The organism is Mesoflavibacter sp. CH_XMU1404-2, from assembly GCF_037029465.1.
Lineage (GTDB): Bacteria > Bacteroidota > Bacteroidia > Flavobacteriales > Flavobacteriaceae > Mesoflavibacter.
This window is the reverse complement of record NZ_JAYMEM010000026.1, coordinates 271,726-289,305: the sequence shown is the minus strand read 5'-3', so window position 1 is coordinate 289,305 and position 17,580 is coordinate 271,726. Positions and strand designations below refer to the sequence as shown.

Sequence of the window (17,580 nt, the reverse complement as noted above, 5' to 3'; positions counted from 1 at the left end):
ACAACTTAAAACCAATTTAACCTACCACAATTTTATTAATTTTCTAAAACTGTACGCATAGCTTTGGCTTTAATCAAGCATTCTTCATACTCTTGTGTAGGATCACTTTTTGCTGTAATAGCACCGCCAACCGAGTAGCTAACATACTTTTGTGCTTGATTGTACAAAATGCTTCTTATCACTACATTAAAATCGAAATCGCCTTCTGGCGAAAAATAACCGACAGCACCAGAATATAATCCGCGTTTTGTAGCTTCTAAATCTTCGATAATTTTCATTGCCGAAATTTTTGGAGCGCCAGTCATACTTCCCATCGGGAAAGTGGTTTTAATCACATCTACAGGATGTACATCTTCCCTAACTTGAGACGTGACTGTAGATATCATTTGATGCACTTGCTCAAACGTATACACTTTACATAATTCTTCTACTTTTACACTTCCTTTTTTGGCAGTTAAAGACAGATCGTTACGTACTAAATCTACAATCATAATATTCTCACTACGCTCTTTTGGGTTAGCTACCAAATCGTGTTTAAGCAAGCTATCTATCATAAAATCTTCATCACGTTTTGCGGTTCCTTTTATGGGTTGAGAAATTATAGTTTCGCCTTCTTTTTTTAAGTAACGTTCTGGTGAAGCACTTAATAAATACTTGTCATTTTGCTTTAAAAATGTAGCAAATGGCGGCGTAGAAATGGCGTTTAACTTATTGTAAATCTCTAACGGATTTATCGTTGTATTTTCAGCATAAAATTCTTGACAAAAATTAGCTTCATAAATATCGCCACGATGTATGTGAGCGAGCATTTTTTCTAGCTTTTCAAAATATTCATCTTTATGAATACGAAGATGAATTTTAATTGGTGATTTATATGAAGGTTGTTCTACAATTTCAAAATTAGATATAGTTACAAAATCTGTATCCATTTCATCATCAACCATCTTTAGATAGTGTAATTCAACCGAATTTCCTTTTAAAAAAAATAGTTTTTTAGGTTGAAAAAAATACAAATCTGGAAAATGTAATCCGTCAAAATTTTTAGATTGAAGTGGCTCAACATCATTTTTTAAATCGTAAGATAAATAGCCGAAAATCCAATCGTTAGTCGTAGTTTGGTAATCTTTTAGTTTATCAAAAGCTTGATGAAAATCGGTTTGTAAACTAGTAAATGCATCTACCGCCAAAACCGCATCGTAATTAGAATACTGCTGTTTGTAATTATTACTGTCCAGCCAAATAATATCTTCAAATTGGTTGCTCCAGTTTAACAAATGCTGTTTAAACTGTTGGACATTAGCAACTTTATATGTTTTATGTGTTCTCAAATAAAAAAATTGAAGTGTAAAGTTAAGCAGATTTAAGAAAAAAACGATTAATTTGACAGTAGTTTAAAACCATTATTATGTTTCAATTATCAAACGACTTATTAAACATCAAAGTAAAAGCTAAAGGTGCTGAGCTTTGTGAGATTTCTTCAGTTAAAAATAACCGCCAATTTATGTGGCATGCAGATCCAAAAGTTTGGGCTAGTTACGCACCAAATTTATTTCCAATAATTGGATCGATGAAAGACGATAGTTATGTTTTTAATGAGAAAACCTATCATATGCCAAAGCACGGTTTTGTTAGACATAATGAAGATATTAAACTTTTAGAACAAACCGAAAATAGCTTAACGTTTAGCTTGAAACAAAACAAACAGATAAGCGAATGGTTTCCGTTTGATTTTGAATTTTTATTAAAATATACACTTATAGAAAACACATTAACCTTAACACATACCGTTAAAAATATAGGCGATTCTGATATGTATTTTTCAATTGGTGGTCATCCTGCTTTTAAATGTCCTTTCTATGATGAAGAAAATTATACCGATTATCATTTAGAATTTGAAAACCCTGAAACTGCTGAAAGCTACTTACTAAATATGGATAACGGTCTTGTTACAGACCAGACAAAACCAGTTTTCAATACCAAAAATACCATTAATTTAAAACCTGATTTATTTAATGAAGATGCTTTAATTTTTAAAGATTTAACCTCTAAAAAAGTAGCATTAGTAAGTAAAAACCACGGAGAAATTTTAAATGTTAGTTTTCCTGATTTTAAATATTTAGGGATTTGGGCAAAACCAAATGCACCTTACGTGTGTATAGAACCTTGGTTGGGCATTGCTGATCACGAAAACACCAACCAAGATATCACAAAAAAGGAAGGTATTATTAAATTAGCAGCAAATAAAACATTTACAGCTAGCTACAGTATACAAATACATCCAAGTCATTTAGGGTAAACAAAATATAAGTAGTAGTTTTGTAGCTTAAATATTTATTGTGACTTTTCAAGACTTAAATTTAAACACACCTTTATATAATGCTATTGACGACTTAGGCTTTACGTCGCCTACGCCAATACAAGCAGAAGCTTTTAGCATTGTTGCAAGTGGTAAAGATGTGGTAGGAATTGCCCAAACAGGAACAGGTAAAACCTATGCTTACATGTTACCAATCCTAAGAAATTTAAAATTTTCAAGACAGGATAATCCACGTGTTTTAATTTTAGTTCCAACCAGAGAACTTGTAGTACAAGTGGTTGATGATATAGAAAAACTAGCCAAATACATCAATGTACGCGTGCTTGGTGTTTATGGTGGTACAAACATAAATACCCAAAAACAAGCTGTAGCACAAGGTTTAGATATTATTGTTGCTACACCAGGAAGATTATACGATTTAGCGGTTAGTAGAGCGTTACAGCTTAAATCTATCCAAAAATTAGTGATAGACGAAGTTGATGTGATGTTAGATTTAGGGTTTAGACATCAATTAATCAACATTTTTGATATACTTCCAGAACGTAGACAAAACATTATGTTTTCTGCAACAATGACGGAAGATGTAGACGACTTAATTACCGACTTTTTTATCGCTCCAGAACGTGTTTCGATTGCAGTTTCTGGTACGCCTTTAGAAAATATAGAACAAACTAAATACAGCGTCCCAAATTATCATACAAAAAAGAATCTTTTAATCGAACTTTTAAAAGACGAAGAACAGTACAACAAAGTCTTAGTTTTTGTATCTAATAAACGTATTGCAGATCGGCTTTTTGAAGATTTAGATGAATTTTTTAAAGAAGAATTATGTGTCATTCACTCTAACAAAACTCAAAATTACAGACTTCGTAGTATTGAGCAATTTAGAGAAGGTGTTAACCGAATTTTAGTTGCAACAGATGTTATGGCGCGTGGTTTAGATATTGATAAAATTAGCCATGTTGTAAACTTTGATACGCCTGAATATCCAGAAAACTACATGCATCGTATTGGTAGAACTGGTCGTGCAGAACGCGAAGGACATGCTTTAGTATTTTCTACTGAAAAAGAACAAGACGCGTTAGAACGCATTGAGAAATTAATGCAAATGGAAATTAATTTAGTTGAAATACCTGAAACTGTTTCAATTTCTGAAGAATTAATTCCTGAAGAACGCGAAGTTATAAAAGAGCGTTACAATCCTACAAAACGAAGACTTGACGAAGATGCACCAGGACCTGCTTTTCATGAAAAAAAAGAAAAAAATAAAAAGGTTAATTTAGGTGGAAGTTACAAACGTGAAATCGCAAAAAAATATAAAAAACCTAAAACACGAGGTGATAAAAATTATAATAAGCGTAATAAGAAAAAATAAAAAAAGCCAATCGTAAAGATTGGCTTTTTAGTTTTATTTATTTGCAAGCCTTAAAATAAATATTCCTATTCTAGTTACAACAAAAGAAAACAATCCAAAAGTTGCAGTTAACAAAGATATTTTTAATCCGCCAGCAAATATAGATGGATCTGGATTACCCATTGCTTCTACACTATCAAATGCCTGAATAAGTCCTAAAACAGAACCTAAAAAACCTAAAACCAAAGCTAGCAAACTAGCATCAATAGCTAGTTTTAGCATTTTAAAAGTTTGCTCTTTGTTTGATTTTAAAGCGATAAAACCTTTAATGATAAAGAATAGCGAAGTTAATAATGCCAATAGTATTAAAGACATAAAAAGCGGTCCGCCTTCATAAAAAAGATTGGCAACTAAAAATTGTTGATTTAAAATAGTTAATAAAGTCATAATTTCATTTTTTGATTAAACCTGCTACAAACTTATTTTTAAATAGCTTAGGCTTTTACAAAATGCGATAAACAACCTAATTAGATATCGATTTAACAACATGTCAAATCACTTGCTAAATTGGTTATTGGTCTACAAAATAAAAACTCAAAAATTAAAAATTGTAATATTGTATATATTTTTTTAAGCATTGAAAACTCAAAAATTAATCAAATTATTACTTTTTAAAGCCATTAAACACATACTATTTTGGTTTGTTGTGCTTTTATTTTTTACTTATTTTTTTAGTGCTGGAAGTAAACATTTTAAAGACACTTTAATGTTTAGCACGTTTTTAATGCCAACTACTATAGCGACGACTTATGTATCTATTTACAAATTAATACCTGATTATTTAATAACAAAACGATATACAGCGTTTACGGTATATAGTGTTTACACTTTAATTATTTCGTTGTATTTAATTATGCTGTCCATATTTTTTAGTTTGATTTATTTATCAAATTTTGAATTTGATCAAATGAATCCAATTACCAGAAACATCATTTTAGTAACATCTAGCGTATATCTTGTCGTTATCTTGGTAAGTGCATTTAAACTATTACAGCTAAACTTAAAATCGAACAAAAAAACAGCTTTATTAGAATCTAAAATTTTAGAAACTCAGCTAAAACTAAAAGAGCAAGAGCTTAATTATTTAAAAATGCAGATTCATCCACATTTTTTGTTTAACACACTAAATACAATGTATGGCGCTGCTTTAAAAAAGGCTGATGACACACCAAACATGATCTTAAAACTATCTAATCTTCTTGATTATTTATTATACCAAGTTGATAAACCGTTTGTGAGTTTAGAAGAAGAAATTAATCATATAGAAGATTATATAAGTCTTGAAAAAATGCGATTTAATGAAACTTTAAATGTGTCGTTTTCTAAAGATATACATACAAAATCTATAAGTATAGCGCCGATGCTTTTTATTCCTTTTGTTGAAAACAGTTTTAAACATGGGACTTTAAAAGATGGTGTTTTACGCATAGATTTATCTATAAAAACAACTTCAGAAATCATTATTTTTAAAATTTCTAATAGTAGCTTAAACAAGAAAAACCAAAATGAAGGTATTGGTTTACAAAACATTAAAAAACGTTTAGAATTGTTATATCCAAATCAATATCAATTAGATATTTTTCAAGAACCATCTAAATTTACAGTTAACTTACAGCTAAATATTAAATCTAAACTAACTAATGAGTAATCCTATTTCTTGTATAATTGTTGATGATGAAAATGTGGCTAGAGAGATCATAGCATCGCACTTATCTAGAATAGAAAATATTGAAGTTATTGCCCAATGCAAAAATGCTATTGAAGCATTTAATTTTATAAATAACAATGCAGTAGATCTTATTTTTTTAGATATTAATATGCCTGAAATTTCTGGAATTGCATTTGCAAAATCAATAAATAAGAACAATAAAATAATATTTACTACTGCCTATCGTGATTATGCAGTAGAAGGTTTTAGTCTTCAAGCTGTAGATTATTTATTAAAACCTATTTCTTTTGAAAGAATGTTGCAAGCTATAAATAGATATTTTGAAGTGAGTACGCAACAAATTGAAACACAATCACAACCTTCAGAAACTAACGATTTTATTTTTGTTCGTTCTGATAGACGTATGTTAAAAATTACGTTTAAAGACATTATTTTTATAGAAAGTTTGAGTGATTATCTAAAAATTCATCTTAAAGATCAATCTATCATTACCCGAGAAACTATTAGTGCGATTGAGGCTAAACTTCCACAGAAAGATTTTTTAAGAATACACCGATCATACATTGTAAACTTAGCAAGTATTGAGTCGTTTACAAACGAAGAAATGATTGTAAACGGAAAGGCTTTAACCATTAGCAGAAGTTATAAAAAAGATGTTATCACTAAACTAGAACGTTTTTAAACTCTACTTTTTATCTGATAAATGATTTTCTATATCAGTTAAATGATGATTTAGCGCATCTACTGAAATTTGAATTTCTCTTATTAAAAACCCTAGAGATAAGATTAATAACAACAGTGCAACTCCAAAAACCCAAACGGCTACATCATTTTGTTCTATGTACACCAAAAACATAGTTAGCACACAAAGTAACAAACTAGAAATACCGAATATCTGCATAGATCGTGTTAGAGACAAACGTTTTCTTAAATTATTAATTTGAAGTAAAAGCACTTCGTCTTTTTGTTGTAAAAACTTCTCTTTTAGATTTCTTACTACAGATGCATAAGCTAAAAACCTATTAGTGTAAGCCAGCATGATTAATGATATTGCAGAGAATAATAAAGCTGGTGTTGTTAATGTTAGTTGATTCATAATTTTAATTAAAAAAAGCGAGCTAAAAAGCTCGCTTTCATTCTATATAAATAGTCTTTTTAGCATTTTACTATACATGTAAAGCTCTATCTTCTGTTGCGGCTAACGCGGCTTCTTTTACAGCTTCTGCAAATGTTGGATGTGCATGAGACATACGCGAAATATCTTCGGCAGATGCTCTAAATTCCATAGCAGTTACTGCTTCTGCAATTAAGTCTGCACAACGTGCACCAATCATGTGTACACCTAATACTTCGTCTGTAGTTTCATCTGCTAAGATTTTCACAAATCCATCAATATCACCACTTGCTCTAGCACGACCTAAAGCTCTGAATGGAAATTGCCCTACTTTGTATTTAGTTCCTGCTTCTTTTAGTTCTTCTTCAGTTTTACCAACTGCTGCAACTTCTGGCCAAGTGTAAACTACACCAGGAATTAAGTTATAGTCAATATGTGGTTTTTGACCAGCTAAAGTTTCAGCAACAAAAACACCTTCTTCTTCAGCTTTATGCGCAAGCATTGCTCCTTTTATAACATCTCCAATTGCATAAATGTTACTAGCTGATGTTTGTAGGTGTTCATTAACCTCTACTTGTCCTCTATCGTTAAGTTTTACTCCAGCAGCTTCGGCATTAAGTCCGTCTGTATAAGGACGACGTCCAACAGAAACTAAAACATAGTCACCTTTAAATTCAACTACTTCACCTTTTTTGTTTTCAGCTTTTACAACAACTTCATCACCATTACGCTCTACAGATTGTACTTTGTGAGAAACCATCATGTTGCATTTTGCTTTCTTAAAGACTTTGTTAAGTTCTTTAGCTAATCCTGCATCCATTGTTGGAAGGATACGATCCATATACTCTACAACTGTTACTTCTGCACCAAGACGTTTGTAAACTTGTCCTAGCTCTAAACCGATAACGCCACCACCAATAATAATAAGGTGTTTAGGCACTTCTTTAAGTTTTAAAGCTTCAGTAGAAGTAATAATTCTTTCTTTATCTATGTTGATAAATGGTAAGTTAGAAGGTTTAGATCCAGTTGCTATAATACTGTGTTTTGCTTCAATTTCTTCTTCCTTCTCACCTTTAATAGTAATGTGTGTAGCGTCTTTAAAACTTCCTACACCATGGTAAACATCAATGTTGTTTTTCTTCATTAAAAAGTCAATACCACCAGTAGTTTGGTCAACTACAGATTGCTTACGTGCAATCATTTTTTCTAGGTTTACTTTTACTTCTCCAGAAACTTCGATACCGTGTTCTTCAAAGTGTTTTGTTGCTTCTTCATAATGATGAGAAGAGCTTAATAATGCTTTACTTGGTATACATCCTACGTTAAGACAAGTACCTCCTAATGTTGAATATTTTTCGATTAATGCGGTTTTCATACCTAATTGTGCACAACGTATTGCGGCTACGTATCCACCAGGTCCAGAACCTATAATTGCTACATCGTATTGACTCATATGTGTTGTTTTTTCGCTTTCGCGGAAATTAATTTTATTAAAAACTCCTACAAAAATACGATTTTGAATGCAAAACTCTAAGTATAATTTTGAATAATTTATCTAGTATCGTAAACAAGATATAGAATTAAAAAAAGCCCATTGTTAAATCAAACAAGAGTTCTATATCTGATTTAAAACAGGCTTAATATTTATTGATTAATAGCATTGTAAAATTGAGCATTTGTTTATGTATATACAATACTCAATTTGAGTATTTTTAAATAACGCTATTCATTTTTATCATGGCTACTAATTCTCCTGTTGAAGATAATTTAAGCTTCTTTAAAATATTACGTCTATGGGTATCTACAGTATGAGAGCTTATGTTTAAGCTTTCGGATATTTCTTTACTTGATTTATCTAATACTAAAAGTCTGATTATATCACGCTCTCTATTTGAAATTCCTTCATTAAGTAATTTTTGTGAGAAGTTATTAAAGTAAACCGTTTCGTACTCATTCTGACTATTTAATAATTTAGCAGAAGCTGTAATATGCATCTTAATTTTTGGATCTAAAACGGTATAATGTGCTAAGCCTATTATGGGTTTCATGTCATTATCAAAATCTAAAGGTGTAGTATTTTGTACGATATTTACATAAATTCCATTAGCGTTTTTAAAACGGTAATTCCATGTGTAATTTGCTTTTTTTCTTTTTTCTTGAGGAATTTCATTTAGCGTAAAATCCATTAAGTGATGCATAGCTGTTAACCAAATTTCGATATCTTCTGGGTGAATACGACTCCAAAAATAACGCATCCCTTTTGTTTTTAAGTCGTTAGCATCCAAACCTAAACAAGTTGTAAAATTTTTGCTTATGTACTCAAAAGTTAAATCTTGAGTATTTGTAATGCAAAAAAATGTAGAACTGTAAGGCAAAAACTTATCCAGTTCTATCATTTTTTTTATGTGAGTTTCTAAAGATGGTTTTGAATACGAATCAAAAATTGTATTGTAAAGTTCTTTGATTTTTGAGTACTTCATAAGGGATTAAAGCTAGCATTTACACACTACAATATAACAAGATTTTTTATTAAAGTGAAATTGCTGTAGTATGTTTAACCTCACTAATTACAAACATACTGTGTGTACTACCAATATGCTTAATATTAGTTAATTTTTCAACCATAAATTTTCTAAAAGCTTCCATATCTTTAACCGCTACTTTTAAAAGATAATCATAGTCACCACTTATGTGATAGCACTCTATAACTTCGGTTAATTTATTTACTTCTGTTTCAAATTGAATAACATATTCTTGTAAATGCTGTGTTAGTTTTATGTGACAAAAAGTAACAAAAGATTTATCTATTTTTTCTTTTTTAACCAACGCAACATATTTACTTATGACGCCTTGATTTTCAAGTTTTTTAATACGTTCAAAAACAGCAGTAACCGATAAATTTAATTGATTTGCTAAAGCTTTGTTAGTCTGTTTACTGTCATTTTGTAAAAGCTGAAGTAGCTTTTTATCAATATCATCAAATACCATAGTTGAAAAATTTTCTGTAAAACGAAATATTTTGCAAATAAACGAATATAAATTTTCTACTAAAATATTAAAATTTAGTTTAATTTTCTAAAAATAATACTAACTATTGTTTTAAATTCTACTATTCACCAATTTTGATGTAATAAAACTTAAAACTATGTCATTTAAACCAGCAAATAATATTCAAGATTTACAGTATTTTGGAGAATTTGGAGGCGTAAACCCATCTATTTCAGACTCTTCAACTTATACTTTTTTATCAGCAAAAACCATGTTTGATACCTTTGAAGGTAATTCAGATGGTTGTTATTTATATTCGCGTCATTCTTCACCATCAAATTTATATTTAGGTGAAGCTTTAGCTGCAATGGAAGGTACTGAAACCGCCAATGTTACAGCTTCTGGTATGGGTGCAATTACTCCTGTAATTATGCAACTTTGTGGTGCTGGCGACCATGTAGTTTCTAGCAGAACTATTTATGGTGGCACTTATGCGTTTTTAAAAAATTTTACGCCTAGATTGAATATCTCAACAACCTTTGTAGATATTACAAAACTAGACGTTGTAGAAGCTGCAATTACCAAAAACACTAAAGTTTTGTATTGTGAAAGTGTTAGTAACCCATTATTAGAAGTAGCAGATATTGAAGGCTTAGCTAAGCTTGCCAAAAAGCATAATTTAAAATTAGTGGTAGATAATACGTTTTCGCCTTTATCTGTTTCACCTGCAAAATTAGGAGCAGATGTGGTTATTCATAGTTTAACCAAATTTATAAATGGATCTAGTGATACCGTTGGTGGTGTTGTTTGTGGTACACAAGAGTTTATAAACGAATTAAGAAGTGTTAACGATGGCGCTTGTATGTTACTTGGTAGCACAATGGATAGTTTACGTGCCGCATCTATCTTAAAAAACTTACGTACACTACACATACGTATGCAACAGCACAGTAAAAACGCTAGTTATTTAGCTGAACAATTTGAAAAATTAGGCCTAAAAACAGTATATCCAGGATTAACTTCTCATCCATCTCATCAATTATTCAAATCTATGATGAATGAACAGTACGGATTTGGAGGTATGTTAACTATTGATGTTGGTAGTTTAGACAAAGCCAATAGTTTAATGGAATTAATGCAAGAAAAAAATCTTGGATATTTAGCGGTTAGTTTAGGTTTTTACAAAACATTATTTTCTGCACCAGGTACTTCTACTTCATCTGAAATACCAGAAGAAGAACAAGAAGAAATGGGATTAAGTGATGGGTTAATTCGTTTTTCTATTGGATTAGATGCAGATATAGAGCGTACATTTAATATGATGCAAGAATGCATGAAAGAAGTTGGCATTTTATAAGTCAAGTTATTATCAATAAAAAAGGGTATTGAAATTTCAATACCCTTTTTTATATCTATATATTAATTAAAATTAGTCAAAATTAATTGATTCTATTGTTATTCCTGATCCGCTTGTCTCTAAACTAATATCTCCTCCTTCTGGATTAACAATTCTATAATAAATATTTTCCCATGGATCTAAATGAACGATTGCTGTTGCAGATAAAGTCAATTTTACATCATCACGTAATGAATGATCAAGAGTCAACTTTGAGACAGTTCTATTAATTGGAGAGCCTGAAGCCGATTTTGAGAAAAAAAGTTGTATTGTTTCTTCTTCTGCACCATTATCATCATCAATATTAATAATTAAAGAATAACTTAATCTATAATAACCACTTCTTGCCACATTAACATACATATTGTTTGGACTTAATGACACACCATTACTAACAAAGCTAGAACTGTTAAGTGCAATTACTCCTCCGCCTGTAGTTGTAGCTCCAGAAGAATTAACTATAATTCCACTTATTGCTGCATCTGAAAAACTTTTAATATAATCTGGTACAACCCAAGTTGCGTTACCGTTAGCATCAGATTGTAATACTCTACCACTAGCTTGATTACCATCTTCAATTCTAAAATCTCCTTTAACATGAAGATTAGCAGAAGGAGAATTGGTACCTATACCAACATTAACATTTCCTGTATCATCACCTAAAATGATAGTATTCGAATTTACTGCATTACTATTTCTTCCAATAGCTACAGAATTTGCACCACTTGCTGTAGCACTATTACCAATTGCTATCGTATTTGAATTTGTTGATCTTGCATTTACACCTATAGCTAAAGATCTATATCCTGAAGAAATTGTCTTATTAATACCTGACCCAGTAGATACTCCTAAAGCTAAAGATTCTCCTCCAGAAGCTTCTGTTGCTACACCAAAACTAGTTGATCTGTAACCTGAAGCTAAAGCATTATATCCTATTGCAGAGCTACTATTTTGTGTCGCTGTAGATTGATATCCTAATGCTAAAGCTTGATACCCTGAAGCGTCTGATTGATATCCTACAGAAACAGCATCATTACTATTAGTTTCTGCTTGATACCCTAAGGTAACTGAATTTTGTCCATTAGCTGTTGCACTTCTTCCCATAACAACTGCGTTATTAGCTGTAGAAGATGCGCCAAAACCAAAAACAGTACTACCATTTGGGTCTAATCGTCCTATCTCTTGGTTGTTAACTTTTTGCACAAAAGCATGATAACTAGTTGTACCGATAAATACAGGATTTGGTTCTCCATTTAAGTTATTTCCGTCAAGATCCCATCCTTCTCTAACAGTATCTGAAGTAGAAAATTTTACCCATTGAGAGTTATCCCAATAATAAAAACCTGGTTCTACATTAGATGTTGTTGAAGTATTATAAATTAAAAGTCCTGTTGCAGGTGTTGAAATTGTTGATACATCTGAAGTACTATTTAAAGATATCCTTGGTAATAAAACACCTTTATTGTTACTTGAAATATCTAAAATAGAAGATTCTGTTGGGTTGGTTGTCCCTATACCAACTTGGGCAGAAGCACATATAACGCTAAATAGCGCCATACAGCTTATAATAAACTTTTTCATAAGAAGGTTTAATACATTTACACAATAGCAAATATATTAGCTAATTTTATAATCAGCTGTTAATTAATATAAATTATAAAAATAATTCGATAAGATAATATTATAACCGATAAATTAACAGATATTGAAAATCATTCTACACATCAACTTCAAAAAGATAATAAATCATCAAAAAAGCTAATCTTAAATTTTAATCAACTGTATTTCTAATAAAAAGAAAAAGCTATTATTTATCAGAAATTTAAATGCACTTTTTTTCAATTTAATTATCATTAATCGTATTTAATAGATTCTATTGTAGCTCCAGATCCATCTGTTACTAAACTAACATCTGGTCCTGAAGGATTTAAAATTCTTAAATACACATTATCACCAGCATTTAAATGTACTATTCTTGATAATGTTACTGTATTAATTCTATTACTTCCGTAATCATCAACAAAAGTAAAATAAGATTTAGTTCTAGTTATTTCGGCACCAGTTGCAGAAGTAGCAAAAAATATTTGTACAGTATCTCTGTCTGCATCTGTATCATCCATTCTAAGATTTACGTTATAACTTAACCTGTAATAACCACTTTTAGATATAGTTACGTACATACCATTTGTTGCTATTGCTGTACCATAACCTACATAAGTCGTTGTATTTAATCTAATTATACCATTACCTGTTACGGTTGTACCAGAAGCGTTAACAATAGTACCGCTGATAGTAGTATCTGAAAAGTATTTAACATAATCAGGGAAAACCCAATTTGCATTACCATTAGCATCTGACTTTAATACTTTATCAACACCTTGATTACCATCAACTATTCTTAAAGAACCATTTAAATGAAAGTTTGCTGTTGGAGAGTTTGTTCCTACTCCTACTCTTACTGCTCCTGTTTCGTCACCTAAAGCTATGGTATTAGCATTAGTTACATTTGTATTTTGTCCTATTGCAACACTATTAGAACCATTTGCTCTAGCATTATTACCAACAGATATTGAATTATTACCTTTAGCTTGGGCTAAATTACCTATAGCAATAGCATTTAATTTGTCAGATAAAGCATCATAACCTATAGCAATTGTATTGTCATAATCTTTTGCATAGGTACTGTAACCAATAGCAATACCGTAATTAGAATTCGAATTAGCATCGGTACCAATGACTATATTATCAGTTGCTGAAGATGTTGAATTATACCCAATAGCAAGGTTTCTTTGAGCATTTTTAGTTTCTGCATCAAACCCTATTGAAATACCGTAAGCATTACTTCCTTTTGCTGTATTACCAATTGCAATAGACCCTTGTCCTCCAGCAGCAATTGCATCTGCTCCTATAGCAATTGTGTTAGCATAATCTTTAGATCTAGCATTGTTACCTATAGCCAATGAGTTAGTATTATTTGCAAAAGCTGTATTACCAATTGCTACAGCTGTAGCTCCTGTAGATTTAGCATCTCTACCAATTGCTAAAGATTGATAACCTGAAGCAATGGTTTTATTTCCGCCCGTTGGATTGCTAGAAAAACCTATTGCTAAAGATTCTTGACCTGTAGCCTCTGTTGATATTCCTATACTTGTAGCATTATAACCTGTAGAAGTAGCTTTATATCCAATTGCATTATTATAATTTTGAGTTGTTCTTGATTGATAACCAAGCGAGAGAGATTGGTAGCCACTAGCATCTGATTGATAACCAACAGAAACCGCGTCATTACTATTAGTTTCTGCATCATAACCTAAGGTAACCGAGTTTGGAGCACTTGCGGTAGCATTTCTTCCCATAACAACCGCATCATTAACTGTTGAAGATGCACCAAAACCAAAAACTGTACTTCCGTTTGTGTCAAGTATTCCTATTTGTTGATTATTAACTTTTTGTAAAAAGGAATGATTGCTGGTTGTACCAATAAACTCTGTACCTGTCCCAGAATTTAAATCGTTTCCAGATAAACTCCAATCATCTTTTATTTCATCATTAGAAATTTTAACCCATTGCATTCCATTCCAATAATAAAATGCCGGGACAACATCTGATATTGTAGCGGTATTGTAAATTAAAAGTCCTGTTGCAGGTGTAGAAATTGTTGATACGTCAGTAGTGCTATTTAAAAATATCCTTGGTAATAAAACACCTTTATTAGTGCTAACTATATCTAAAATTGAAGACGAAGTTGGATTTGTTGTACCTATTCCAACTTGTGACATAGCTATTTTAATGCTTAAAAGCATCAAACTAGTTAAGTAGTATTTTCTCATTTTAAGTAATTTGGGCATTTACACAATGTAAAAATAATGAATAGCTTAGATAAACACTTAAAAAACAATGTGTTTTGTAAGAATTTTCGACAAAAAACAATTATATCCGACAAAATAAATTTATTGAAGTAGGATTAATTGAATTTGCATAGCTCTGTCTAAAATCGTAACATTACAATTGAAAAAACTAACTAAAATATGCAAGACAATAACCTTTCTGATATAAACATTAATGATCAAAGAATTGTAGAAAACAAAGAATTAAATCTTATAGAAGCTTTAATTCCAGTAGTTTGCCTTATGGCATTACTAGCTTACAACATATTTTTTGTTGATGATCAAGAATGGTTTGGAACTTACACCAATCAAATTATTTTATTAATTGGAGGTGGAATTGCTGCAATTGTTGGATTTTTTAATAAAGTGTCTTTCAATTTAATGCTTAAAGAAATTTGGGAAAACCTTAAAAGCGTCTTTGTCCCTATTCTTATTTTATTTTTAGTAGGTGCTTTAGCTGGTACTTGGCTTGTAAGCGGTATTATTCCTGCTATGGTTTATTATGGGCTACAGGTTTTAAGTCCAGAAATTTTCTTGCCAGCTTCTGTAATTATTGCTGCAATAATTTCTATTGCTACAGGTAGTTCTTGGACAACATCTGCAACCGTAGGTATTGCTTTAATTGGTATTGGTAGTGCATTAGGTATTCCTACTGGTATGATTGCTGGTGCTGTAATATCTGGAGCTTACTTTGGTGATAAAATGTCACCACTTAGTGATACAACTAACCTAGCTCCTGCTATGGCTGGTACAGATTTATTTACTCATATTAGATATATGGCTTTTACTACTGTTCCTACCATTTTAATAACTATAGTGATATTTTCAATTTTAAGCGCAACTATAGATACAACTGGTAATGCAGATATAAGCAACTTGTTAACAAGCATAAATAATACGTTTAATATTACACCGCTTTTATTTATTGTTCCTGCAGTTGTAATTGCTTTAATTTTAATGAAGACAAAACCTTTAGTTGCTCTTTTAACTGGAGTTATTTTAGCTGCTATTTTTGCATTTATTTTTCAACCTGAAATTTTAACTGGTTTATCAGATTCTAAATTCGTTGCAATTTTTCAATCTATTTTAACCGATACTGAGATAGCTACTGATAATGAAAAACTAAACGAATTATTCTCTTCTGGAGGAATGAATGGAATGATTTGGACCATTCTACTAATATGTTGTGCAATGGTTTTTGGTGGTATTATGGACGGTATTGGCGCCTTAGCTAGAATCACTAACGAATTATTAAAAATTGCTACAACCGTTTTCGGACTTTTTGCAAGTACAGTTTTTAGCTGTTTAGGCTTAAATGCTATCGCTTCAGATCAATACTTGGCAATTGTAATTCCTGGTAAAATGTTTAAAAAAGCCTTTCAAGATAAAGGCTTAGCTCCAGAAAATTTAAGCCGTACATTAGAAGATTCTGGTACAGTGACTTCTGTCTTAATTCCTTGGAATACTTGTGGTGCTTATCAAAGTGGCGTTTTAGGTGTTGGCGTTGCAGAATATTTTGTTTATGCCATATTTAATTGGTTAAGTCCAATTACAACTTTAATCTTTGCTGCATTATCCATAAAAATAAGGCAAATTACTACTAAATAATCAATATTTATACCTAAATATTTAATCGATAGTTTTAATTTATTGCTTTATAAATTTTTAGAATTTTTTTAATGTTAAAATTCCTAAGTCATCCTTATATTTGCGACTTAAAATTTATTAATTAATTTATAAAAATTTAATCATGGCATTAGTAGGAAAACAATTTCCAAATTTAAATGTAGACGCAATGAACGAAATGGGTGATACCTTTAAAGTAAACGTTCTTGAAGAAGCAAAAAACAACAATAAAAAAGTATTATTATTCTGGTACCCAAAAGATTTTACTTTTGTTTGCCCAACAGAATTACACGCTTTTCAAGCTGCTTTAGCTGAGTTTGAAAAAAGAAACACTATCGTAATTGGTGCTTCTTGTGATACTCCAGAAGTTCACTTTGCATGGTTAAACACTCCAAAAGATAACGGTGGTATCGAAGGTGTAACTTACCCAATCTTAGCTGATTCTAACCGTAATTTAGCTTCAACATTAGGTATTTTAGATATTACTAATGAAACTTACAACGAAGAAACTGGCGTTGTTACTGTAGAAGGAGATAACGTAACTTACAGAGCTACATATATCATTGATGAAGAAGGTAACGTACAACACGAAAGCATCAACAACATGCCATTAGGTAGAAACGTTGGTGAATACTTAAGATTAATCGATGCGTTAACTCACGTACAAGAAAAAGGAGAAGTTTGTCCAGCAAACTGGGAAGAAGGCAAAGATGCAATGAATGCTAATAGAGATGGTGTTGCTAGTTACTTAGCAGCTCACGCAAACTAAACAAATCTCAATAAATTAATAAACACCAAATTCTGAGTTTTTTTAATTTAGAATTTGGTGTTTCATATTTAAATTTTCAATTATGCTTAAAGAATTAGACCAAGATAACCTACAAGAATTAGTAAACAGTAATGATACTGTAGTTGTACAATACTCGGCAACATGGTGTGGTAACTGCAGAATTATGAAGCCAAAAGTAAAAAAATTAGCTAGCGAGTTAGAAAATGTAACGTTTGTTATCGCTGACGCGGAAAAATTTCCTGAGTCAAGAAAATTAGCAACAGTAGATAATTTACCAACATTTGCTACATTTAAAAACGGAAACTTTGTTAATCAAGTTCAAACCAACAAATTTGACGTTTTAAAAGATTTAGTTAACGAAGTTGCTTAATTATAAATT

Annotated in this window: 16 protein-coding genes; 8 read left to right on the top strand and 8 right to left on the bottom strand. The window is 31.0% G+C overall.

Annotation, left to right across the window (positions count from 1 at the left end):
• Positions 1-35: 35 nt before the first annotated feature.
• On the bottom strand, positions 36-1,328 hold the full coding sequence (pabB, locus tag WA327_RS09765) for an aminodeoxychorismate synthase component I (protein WP_336069186.1): 1,293 nt from the start codon (positions 1,326-1,328) through the stop codon (positions 36-38).
• Between the two features lie 77 nt (positions 1,329-1,405).
• Here pabB and WA327_RS09760 point away from each other — a divergent pair, with 77 nt between their 5' ends.
• Both WA327_RS09760 and WA327_RS09755 read left to right on the top strand, forming a co-directional pair.
• Positions 1,406-2,296 carry an aldose 1-epimerase family protein gene (locus WA327_RS09760; protein ID WP_336069183.1) on the top strand — a complete coding sequence of 297 codons (891 nt, stop codon included), beginning with the start codon at positions 1,406-1,408 and terminating at the stop codon, positions 2,294-2,296.
• A gap of 40 nt (positions 2,297-2,336) precedes the next feature.
• A complete protein-coding gene (locus tag WA327_RS09755) occupies positions 2,337-3,692 on the top strand; it encodes a DEAD/DEAH box helicase (RefSeq protein ID WP_336069181.1) in 1,356 nt (451 codons plus the stop codon).
• A gap of 33 nt (positions 3,693-3,725) precedes the next feature.
• Here the strand turns inward: WA327_RS09755 and WA327_RS09750 are convergent, their stop codons facing one another.
• The gene (locus WA327_RS09750) at positions 3,726-4,118 is read right to left on the bottom strand and encodes a MotA/TolQ/ExbB proton channel family protein (RefSeq protein ID WP_027878823.1); all 393 of its coding nucleotides are present in this window, start codon (positions 4,116-4,118) and stop codon (positions 3,726-3,728) included.
• A 190-nt stretch (positions 4,119-4,308) separates the two neighbouring features.
• On the opposite strand from WA327_RS09750, the gene WA327_RS09745 reads away from it, so the two are divergent.
• Both WA327_RS09745 and WA327_RS09740 read left to right on the top strand, forming a co-directional pair.
• Positions 4,309-5,379 carry a histidine kinase gene (locus tag WA327_RS09745; RefSeq protein WP_336069177.1) on the top strand — a complete coding sequence of 357 codons (1,071 nt, stop codon included), beginning with the start codon at positions 4,309-4,311 and terminating at the stop codon, positions 5,377-5,379.
• Positions 5,372-6,082, top strand: a complete 711-nt coding sequence (locus tag WA327_RS09740; protein ID WP_336069175.1) for a LytTR family DNA-binding domain-containing protein — start codon at positions 5,372-5,374, stop codon at positions 6,080-6,082. The genes WA327_RS09745 and WA327_RS09740 overlap by 8 nt, the downstream gene beginning before the upstream one ends.
• 3 nt (positions 6,083-6,085) lie before the next feature.
• Here WA327_RS09740 and WA327_RS09735 read toward each other — a convergent pair whose 3' ends face one another.
• From WA327_RS09735 to WA327_RS09720, 4 genes are all read right to left on the bottom strand, one after another.
• The gene (locus tag WA327_RS09735; protein WP_336069172.1) at positions 6,086-6,496 is read right to left on the bottom strand and encodes a DUF2721 domain-containing protein; all 411 of its coding nucleotides are present in this window, start codon (positions 6,494-6,496) and stop codon (positions 6,086-6,088) included.
• A gap of 70 nt (positions 6,497-6,566) precedes the next feature.
• On the bottom strand, positions 6,567-7,967 hold the full coding sequence (lpdA, locus tag WA327_RS09730; protein WP_336069168.1) for a dihydrolipoyl dehydrogenase: 1,401 nt from the start codon (positions 7,965-7,967) through the stop codon (positions 6,567-6,569).
• A gap of 259 nt (positions 7,968-8,226) precedes the next feature.
• Positions 8,227-8,994 (bottom strand): LuxR C-terminal-related transcriptional regulator, encoded by a 768-nt coding sequence (locus WA327_RS09725; protein ID WP_336069166.1) that lies wholly within the window; start codon positions 8,992-8,994, stop codon positions 8,227-8,229.
• Positions 8,995-9,043: 49 nt separating this feature from the next.
• A complete protein-coding gene (locus WA327_RS09720) occupies positions 9,044-9,502 on the bottom strand; it encodes an Lrp/AsnC family transcriptional regulator (protein ID WP_336069164.1) in 459 nt (152 codons plus the stop codon).
• Between the two features lie 157 nt (positions 9,503-9,659).
• Between WA327_RS09720 and WA327_RS09715 the strand changes: the two genes are divergently transcribed.
• Positions 9,660-10,859 (top strand): aminotransferase class I/II-fold pyridoxal phosphate-dependent enzyme, encoded by a 1,200-nt coding sequence (locus tag WA327_RS09715; protein WP_336069162.1) that lies wholly within the window; start codon positions 9,660-9,662, stop codon positions 10,857-10,859.
• A gap of 72 nt (positions 10,860-10,931) precedes the next feature.
• Here the strand turns inward: WA327_RS09715 and WA327_RS09710 are convergent, their stop codons facing one another.
• Both WA327_RS09710 and WA327_RS09705 read right to left on the bottom strand, forming a co-directional pair.
• Entirely contained in the window at positions 10,932-12,479 is a 1,548-nt protein-coding gene (locus WA327_RS09710) for a hypothetical protein (protein WP_336069160.1), read from the bottom strand.
• 272 nt (positions 12,480-12,751) lie between these two features.
• On the bottom strand, positions 12,752-14,728 hold the full coding sequence (locus WA327_RS09705; protein ID WP_336069157.1) for a hypothetical protein: 1,977 nt from the start codon (positions 14,726-14,728) through the stop codon (positions 12,752-12,754).
• Positions 14,729-14,926: 198 nt separating this feature from the next.
• Here WA327_RS09705 and nhaC point away from each other — a divergent pair, with 198 nt between their 5' ends.
• The 3 genes from nhaC (at position 14,927) to WA327_RS09690 (ending at position 17,571) form a co-directional block, all read left to right on the top strand.
• Positions 14,927-16,393, top strand: coding sequence for a Na+/H+ antiporter NhaC (nhaC, locus tag WA327_RS09700; protein ID WP_336069156.1), 1,467 nt, complete (start codon positions 14,927-14,929; stop codon positions 16,391-16,393).
• Between the two features lie 142 nt (positions 16,394-16,535).
• Positions 16,536-17,180, top strand: a complete 645-nt coding sequence (locus tag WA327_RS09695; RefSeq protein WP_336069153.1) for a peroxiredoxin — start codon at positions 16,536-16,538, stop codon at positions 17,178-17,180.
• Between the two features lie 82 nt (positions 17,181-17,262).
• Positions 17,263-17,571, top strand: a complete 309-nt coding sequence (locus WA327_RS09690) for a co-chaperone YbbN (RefSeq protein ID WP_027878813.1) — start codon at positions 17,263-17,265, stop codon at positions 17,569-17,571.
• Positions 17,572-17,580 lie beyond the last annotated feature (9 nt).

Coding starts and splice junctions, on each gene's coding strand:
- WA327_RS09715 (WP_336069162.1), top strand. CDS start 9,660: ATGTCATTTAAACCAGCAAATAATATTCAAGATTTACAGTATTTTGGA.
- WA327_RS09735 (WP_336069172.1), bottom strand. CDS start 6,496: ATGAATCAACTAACATTAACAACACCAGCTTTATTATTCTCTGCAATA.
- WA327_RS09760 (WP_336069183.1), top strand. CDS start 1,406: ATGTTTCAATTATCAAACGACTTATTAAACATCAAAGTAAAAGCTAAA.
- WA327_RS09690 (WP_027878813.1), top strand. CDS start 17,263: ATGCTTAAAGAATTAGACCAAGATAACCTACAAGAATTAGTAAACAGT.
- nhaC (WP_336069156.1), top strand. CDS start 14,927: ATGCAAGACAATAACCTTTCTGATATAAACATTAATGATCAAAGAATT.
- lpdA (WP_336069168.1), bottom strand. CDS start 7,967: ATGAGTCAATACGATGTAGCAATTATAGGTTCTGGACCTGGTGGATAC.
- WA327_RS09750 (WP_027878823.1), bottom strand. CDS start 4,118: ATGACTTTATTAACTATTTTAAATCAACAATTTTTAGTTGCCAATCTT.
- WA327_RS09720 (WP_336069164.1), bottom strand. CDS start 9,502: ATGGTATTTGATGATATTGATAAAAAGCTACTTCAGCTTTTACAAAAT.
- WA327_RS09695 (WP_336069153.1), top strand. CDS start 16,536: ATGGCATTAGTAGGAAAACAATTTCCAAATTTAAATGTAGACGCAATG.
- WA327_RS09710 (WP_336069160.1), bottom strand. CDS start 12,479: ATGAAAAAGTTTATTATAAGCTGTATGGCGCTATTTAGCGTTATATGT.
- WA327_RS09740 (WP_336069175.1), top strand. CDS start 5,372: ATGAGTAATCCTATTTCTTGTATAATTGTTGATGATGAAAATGTGGCT.
- WA327_RS09705 (WP_336069157.1), bottom strand. CDS start 14,728: ATGAGAAAATACTACTTAACTAGTTTGATGCTTTTAAGCATTAAAATA.
- WA327_RS09725 (WP_336069166.1), bottom strand. CDS start 8,994: ATGAAGTACTCAAAAATCAAAGAACTTTACAATACAATTTTTGATTCG.